The organism is Streptomyces silaceus, from assembly GCF_001419745.1.
Classification (GTDB): domain Bacteria; phylum Actinomycetota; class Actinomycetes; order Streptomycetales; family Streptomycetaceae; genus Streptomyces; species Streptomyces silaceus.
In genome coordinates, this window is the sequence record NZ_LIRJ01000475.1 from 1 (window position 1) to 5,201 (window position 5,201).

The following is a 5,201-nucleotide window of genomic DNA, read 5'->3' on the forward strand; positions in this document are numbered from 1 at the left end:
GCTCGGCCCTGGCCAAGGGCGAGCGGAGCAACGACAGCCACTACCCGCCCTGCGCCGCCGGGCCCGGCGGCGACGGCGCGTCCGACGCCGTCGTGGACCGCATCTCCACGCTGGAGGACCGGCTGCGCGCCCGGGTCGGGGACCGGGCGGAGCTCGGCGCCCCGGTGATCGCCGCGGGCGTCGTCGCCGCCCTCGCCCTCGGCTTCCTCGGGTGCGGCCTGTGGCGCACCCAGGTCTTCCTCCGCCACCGCCTGCGGCTGCCCGTCAGCATCCCGCTGCTCGCGGCCGCGCTGCCCCTGCTCGCCGTGCCGTTCCTGACGACCGACGCCGTGCTCGCCCACCGGGCGCAGCAGCGCGTGGTGACGACGGCCGACGCGCTGACGCACCGCACGACACCGACGGTCGAGTCGACCCTCGACGAGCGCCCCTTCGACGAACCGGACCCCCTGCTGATCGCCTCCCTCGACGACGACATCGCCGACGACCTGGCCGGCGGACGCGTCTCCTGGCTCGACGGGGCCGCGCCCTGGGTCGCGCCGGCCGGGGTGCTCTGCGCGGCCCTGATGTACGCCGCGCTGCGCGGCTACCGCCGCGAGTACGTCCTCATCTCCCGCTCCGGAGCCGCCCCGTGACCCGAGGCCGCCGCGTGCGCCGCCGCGCGGTCCTGCGCACCTTCCTCGCCGCCTGTCTGCTGGCCGCGGGCGCCGGCGCCTGCGCGGACACGCGCCAGGAGCCGCTCGTCGTCCTCGGCCCCTGGACCGGCGCCGAGGGCGAGGCGTTCGAGGCGATGCTGCACGGCCTCGACGACGACACCGGAAGGACGTACACCTACCAGGGCACCCGCTCGCTGCGCGAGACGCTCGTCGCGCAGCTGGAGGCGGGCGACCCGCCGGACGTGGCGATCCTCAACAGCATCGGCGAGCTCACCGAGTACGCGCGCGCCAACCGGCTGCGCCCCCTCGACACGACGGCCGCCGCCCGCGCCTACCCGCCCTGGGCCCCCTCCCTCGTCGTCGACGGCACGCGCCGCACCTACTGGGTGCCGCTGAAGGTCGACCTCAAGAGCCTGGTGTGGAGCGAGGAGGGGCGGCGGGCCGCGGCCCCGACGTGGTGCGTGGGCCTCGCCTCCCAGGCCACGTCCGGCTGGCCCGGCACCGACTGGATCGAGGACATCCTGCTCCACCAGGCCGGCCCCGACACGTACACGGAGTGGGCGACCGGCCGGCTCGGCTGGCGGAAGGGGCCGGTCCGCGAGGCGTGGCGGACCTGGGCGCGGCTGCTCGGCGCCCGCGGCAAGGACTCCGTCGACCGGTCCCTGACCATGAGCTACCTCGGCACACCGCACGGCGGCGAGCGCGGGCTCCTGCGCTCCCAGAAGGGCTGCACGCACGAGCACCAGAGCGCCTTCATCCGGTACGTGTACGCCGACGCCCGGGTCCGCGTCGACCCGTCGGCGGGCTTCCTCGGCGGCCGGGCCGCGTACGACGACGCCTACGAGGTGTCGGGCGACATGGCCGCCGTGTTCAGCGACGACCCCGCGGCCCACACCCTGGTGCGCCGGCTGTCGGGCACGGCGGCCCGGGAGCGGTGGCGGGACGAGGCGAAGAAGGACCTGGCGCCGTTCTTCCCCGACGCGGCCGACCCCCAGCCGAAGGACCCGACGGGCCGGCGCATCGCGCGGATCCTCACCGAGAAGGCCCGCACGCTCTGCTTCGACGCCTCGGACGTGATGCCGCCCGCCCTGCGCGACGCGTTCCACCGCGCCGTCCTGGAGTACTTCAGGGACCGCACGGAGGACCGGCTCGGCACGCTCCTCGCGCAGCTGGACACCGTGCGCGCGCAGGCGGAGAAGGACGCGGGCCCCGGCGGACCGCCGCGGTCGGGGATCTGCGCGCCGCCCGGCGGCTGAGCCGCCGGGCCCGCTCCGTCAGCGGGCCAGCTCCTCCGGGCAGGCCGTGCCGCGCGGGAACTGGTAGGGCGCGCCGAGACGGTAGGTGCCGGCCTTCGGGGCGAGCAGCTCGGTCCACTTGTCGCCGGCCCGGTCCTCCTTGGCCTCCATCAGACAGCCGTTGACGTTGGCGAACTTCTTGGGCCGCTTCTCGTTCAGCTCCCGCTGCCGCTTGGACGCGTCGGTCTCCTTGGGCTGCTCGACGCCCTTGCCGTCGGCGTCGACGATGCTCAGCCACGGCGAGTAGGGGATGCGGATGGTGACGCGGCCCGGCTTCGTCACGCGGATCGTCATCTCGCCCTGCTCGGCGCGCTCCACCACGGCGTTCGGCTCGGCGAGCGGCTTCGGGTCGGTGACCTCGTACAGCTGCCAGTTGGAGTCGACCCACACCTGCTTCAGATACGGCAGGCCGTCCTCGACGAGCTGTGCCTCGCGCTTGCCGCCGTCGCCGTCGGGCTCGCCCTTGGGCAGCACGACGTAGTGCACGGCCCAGCGCTGCAGCCACTCGTGGTAGTTCGCCGAGTTCAGGGTGTCGTCGTAGAAGAGCGGGTTGCGCTCCATGTCCGCCTGGCGGTTCCAGCCGCGCGCCAGCTGCACGTACGGGGCGAGCGCGGACGCCTCGCGGTGGCTGCGGGCGGGCACGACCTCGACGCGGCCCTTCTCGGCGCCGACCTCCTGCAGCTCGTTGACCAGCGGCGCCAGCTCGCGCGTCCAGGAGGCCTGGGGCGTGGTGTGGATTATGTCGTCGACGGCCTTGAAGCCGACCCAGCCGGTGAAGCCGACGAACGCCACGACGATCACGTACCACTTGCGGGACTTCGGCACCGCGTACGGCAGCGCGGCGAGCAGCGCGACGCCCGCGAAGCACATGCCGAGGCGGCTGATGTTGGAGCCGATCTGCGAGCTGATCAGCCAGACGCCCAGCACGAACGCCGCGTACACGGCGGAGGTGATCCGTACGGTCTTCCACTGCTCGGGCACCACGAAGTACACGATCACCGCGAACACCAGCGGCAGCGACGCCGAGCCGAACGACATCGGCTGGGTGCCCGAGAAGGGGAAGAGCCACGCGGACAGGCCCACGACGATCGACGGCGCGACACCGAGCGCGTACGCACCCGGGTAGCGCTTGCTGAGGAACAGCGCGACCGCGACCATGCCGACGAAGAGGCCGGCCACCGGGCTGCCCATCGTGGCGAGCGCCGCGAACGGCGCGGCGACCAGGGCCTTCGCCCACCGCTTGTAGCGCCAGCGGTGGGGCCAGCAGAAGACGGCGGCGACCGCCATCAGCGCGAACATCTGGCCGAGGCCGTAGGTCACCCGCCCCGAGATCGCGTTGCACAGCAGCGCGAAGACGCCCGCGGCGACGGGCCACCGCAGCTGCTTCACCGCACGGCTGCGCATGAGGATCATCGTGAGCAGCGCGGCGGAGACGGTCCCCGCGATCATCATCGTCGTCCGCACGCCGAGCACGGACATCAGATACGGCGAGACGACGCTGTACGACACCGGGTGCATGCCGCCGTACCAGGCGAGGTTGTACGCCGAGTCGGGGTGCCGGCCGACGAACTCGGCCCAGGCGTCCTGCGCCGCGAGGTCGCCGCCGCTGTTGGCGAACGTGAAGAACCAGATGACGTGCAGCACCGCGGCGACCAGCGTCGTGATCGTCACCGGGTGGCGCAGGAAGCGTCTGTGCCACGGCTCGGCGGGCCCCGCGTCGGCGCTGCTCCGCTGGGCGGGCAGCTTTATTCGCGCACCGGTGGGACGGCCGTCGTCCGCGCCCGTGCCGGGCCGGTCGTCCGCGCCCGCCTCGGGCTGGGCGTCGTCGTCGGCGCGCGTCGGCTCCGCTGTGGCCACTGAAGGCTCTCCCCGTGTCGTCCTGTCCCCCGGGGTCGCGCCGACGAGGGTCTTCGTCCCGGAACACCCCGTCCTCGGCCCCGGCATACTGCCCCCGAGCCTGTGACGCTAGCACGCAGGCGCGAGGGGAGGCCCCGGGCGGGGCCTCCCCTCGCGGGGGTCCGGCGCATTCGTACCGCGGTCGCGCGGTACGTGCCGCGGTCCTATCCCACGCGCTTGAGCTTGGCGCCGAGGCCCGGCTCGCTGAGGTCGCTCTGCAGGGCGACGGGCACCTCGACGGCACCGCCCTTGCCGTCACCGACGCTCAGCACGCCGACCTTGGTGCCGGCCTTCGCCGAGTGCGGCGGCGTCTTGCCCTTCTCCGTGTCCAGCTCCAGCTTCACGGTCAGACCGGACCAGCCGACGGCGGAGACGTCCTTGGTGGCGACGACCGGGGTCGTGCCGCCCATGCCGTCGTCGACCTGGCCGACCACGTCGCCCTTCTTCACGATCTTCTTGGACTTGAGCGCGCCCTTGCCGGCCTTGATGAGCTCCTCGGTGACCCTGGTGACCTCGTCGATGTTGGCCACGCCGTTGTCGCCGTACTGGCCGAGGGTGGCGCCGATGATCGTCTGCGGCTTGCCGTCGACCACCTGCTCCGCGGCGAAGAGGATGTTGCCGCCGGCCGCGGTGGTGGTGCCGGTCTTGATGCCGATCGCGACGGTCGGGATGAGGCCGAAGAAGTTCTTCTGCTTGTCGCCGTTGAGGTCCACGTAGCTGGGCTGGCGGGAGATCTCGTTGAAGACGGGGTTCTCCATGGCCGCCCGGCCGAGCTTCACGAGGTCCTCGGCGGTCGAGACGGTCGTCTTGTCCAGGCCGCTGGGGTCCGTGTAGTGGGTGTTCTTCATGCCCAGCTCCTTGGCCGTCTTGTTCATCTTCGCGACGAACTCGTCCTCGGAGTCGCTCTTGGTGTCCCAGCGGGCAAGGAGCTTGGCCACGTTGTTCGCGGACGGGAGCATGACGGCCTGGAGGGCCTCGTACTGGGAGATCTTCTGGCCCTCGGTGACCTTGACGACCGACTCGTTGGCCGGCTTGCCCGTCTCGTAGTGCTTCTGCGCGGCCGCGTCGACGGGGATCTTCGGGCCGTCCTTGCCCTTCTCCAGCGGGTGGTCACGCAGGATGAGGTACACCGTCATGACCTTGGCGATGCTCGCGATCGGCACGGGCTTCTGGTCGCCCGACGTGCCGAAGGTGCCGATGCCGTTGACGTCCATCGCGGCCTGGCCCTCGCCGGGCCACGGCATGGTCGGCTTGCCGCCCTCGAAGGAGACGGACTCCTCCGCGGTGAGCTTCAGGGTGGGCGTCGGCAGCGGGCGCACGGCCTGTACGACCGCGAAGACGACGATCAGGAGCAGGA

General features: G+C 72.5%; 3 protein-coding genes and 1 pseudogene. 2 read left to right on the forward strand and 2 right to left on the reverse strand.

Annotated elements, in window-relative coordinates; all coding sequences use genetic code 11:
* Together AOK22_RS34515 and AOK22_RS34520 are read left to right on the forward strand one after the other, a co-directional pair.
* Nucleotides 1-632: pseudogene (locus tag AOK22_RS34515) on the forward strand (hypothetical protein); the annotation flags it as partial.
* On the forward strand, nucleotides 629-1,909 hold the full coding sequence (locus AOK22_RS34520) for an extracellular solute-binding protein (protein WP_063795392.1): 1,281 nt from the start codon (nucleotides 629-631) through the stop codon (nucleotides 1,907-1,909). The pseudogene AOK22_RS34515 and the gene AOK22_RS34520, both read left to right, overlap by 4 nt.
* An 18-nt stretch (nucleotides 1,910-1,927) precedes the next feature.
* On the opposite strand, the gene AOK22_RS34525 is transcribed toward AOK22_RS34520, so the two are convergent.
* Both AOK22_RS34525 and AOK22_RS34530 read right to left on the reverse strand, forming a co-directional pair.
* The gene (locus AOK22_RS34525; RefSeq protein ID WP_055702662.1) at nucleotides 1,928-3,805 is read right to left on the reverse strand and encodes a glycosyltransferase family 87 protein; all 1,878 of its coding nucleotides are present in this window, start codon (nucleotides 3,803-3,805) and stop codon (nucleotides 1,928-1,930) included.
* Nucleotides 3,806-4,008: 203 nt separating this feature from the next.
* On the reverse strand, nucleotides 4,009-5,201 hold a 1,193-nt coding region (locus tag AOK22_RS34530; RefSeq protein WP_063795393.1), incomplete at its 5' end, for a D-alanyl-D-alanine carboxypeptidase family protein.